Origin of the sequence: Phocaeicola sp. RTP21198st1_B8_RTP21198_201120 (assembly GCF_040929485.1) — a bacterium.
GTDB classification, from domain to species: domain Bacteria; phylum Bacteroidota; class Bacteroidia; order Bacteroidales; family Bacteroidaceae; genus Phocaeicola; species Phocaeicola dorei.
Genome location: NZ_JBCOCI010000352.1, coordinates 1 through 1,400, shown reverse-complemented (window position 1 = coordinate 1,400; position 1,400 = coordinate 1). Strand labels below are relative to the sequence as shown.

Annotated in this window: 2 protein-coding genes; both read left to right on the top strand. The window is 39.4% G+C overall.

Features of this window, described 5'->3' with window-relative positions; translation table 11 throughout:
- Window positions 1-405: tyrosine-type recombinase/integrase (locus AB5935_RS26210; RefSeq protein WP_368327894.1), on the top strand; the 405-nt coding region annotated here is incomplete at its 5' end.
- Between the two features lie 357 nt (window positions 406-762).
- Complete coding sequence (locus AB5935_RS26205) at window positions 763-1,359, top strand: UpxY family transcription antiterminator (protein ID WP_004325374.1); 597 nt, start codon at window positions 763-765, stop codon at window positions 1,357-1,359.
- The last annotated feature ends 41 nt before the right edge of the window (window positions 1,360-1,400 follow it).

The following is a 1,400-nucleotide window of genomic DNA, read 5'->3' as shown; positions in this document are numbered from 1 at the left end:
GTGCTGGAGTCAGCGCAGAATGCAATTGGGGGATTGTACAATAAATCTGACGCCCGGAGTTCTGGCTATCCTGATTATCTTTTCCGGATATTAAGCGGAGCGTACAAGCGGAATGAAGAAGGAGCCTATCGTGAGTATCAGTCAGCTTTGAGACGTTTTAATAATGAGTTGAAAAGCCTGTCCAGAAAATTAAGGCTACATTCGCCCGTCACGTCGTATACGCTTCGTCATTCTTGGGCTACGACTGCTAAGTACAGAGGTGTACCTATCGAAATGATTAGCGAATCACTAGGACACAAATCTATTAAAACAACACAGATATATTTAAAGGGTTTCGAATTGGAAGAAAGAACAAAAGTAAATAAATTGAATTATTCTTACGTTTGCAATTTTAAAATGCTCTGATTTATATTATTAAAGCATTATGGATTAGGGACTTAATGCTGGTATTACTTCTTAGGTAACGGACAACCCACATATAGAATACACATCGCTGTGAAAAAAGGAAAAAAATCGATTATGAGGGAATATAAAAGCGGGCACCTAACATTCAATATAAAGCATTCTTGAATTTAGGTAATAAAAAGCCTTTGAGCATGAAGATGTTATCCTTCATGTTCAGATAGATTCATGTTGCATATTTTAGAGAAAAAGGAAAAAAAGAAGTTTATTGTTTGTTTGCTATTAATATTTTTACCTATCTTTGTAGCGAATACAATTCCGTTACCTAAGAAGTAACGGATGAACATGGGGTAAAAAAATATGATTTTAACGAAACCGAAATCAGTAAATGCCGGGCCTAGTAGTGGGACAGGGGAAGGCGTAGCACACTCAAAACGCTGGTATGTAGCACTCGTTCGAATGCACCACGAGAAGAAAGTTGCCGAGCGTTTGTCTAAGATGGGAATTGATTCTTTTGTTCCCGTTCAGCAGCAAATTCATCAATGGAGTGACCGTCGTAAGATGGTTGATACAGTCTTACTCCCAATGATGGTTTTTGTACATGTCAATCCAAAAGAACGTATGGAAGTCCTTTCATTTTCTACGGTCAGCCGTTATATGGTGATGCGTGGAGAGAGTACTCCTGCCGTTATTCCTGACGAGCAGATGGCCCGTTTCCGTTTCATGCTCGATTATTCCGAAGAAGCAGTCTGTATGAATGATACTCCACTAGCGCGTGGTGAGAAAGTTCGTGTCATAAAAGGTCCTTTGAGTGGACTTGTTGGCGAACTTGTGACTGTAGGCGGGAAGAGTAAGATTGCCGTTCGTTTAAATATGCTTGGTTGTGCATGTGTAGATATGCCAATCGGTTATGTAGAACCCACAAAGATCACCAATGACAACACGAAGAAAATTTAACGTATTTCTATTCATTCTGTTGCTAGGAGTTTTTTCTCCTT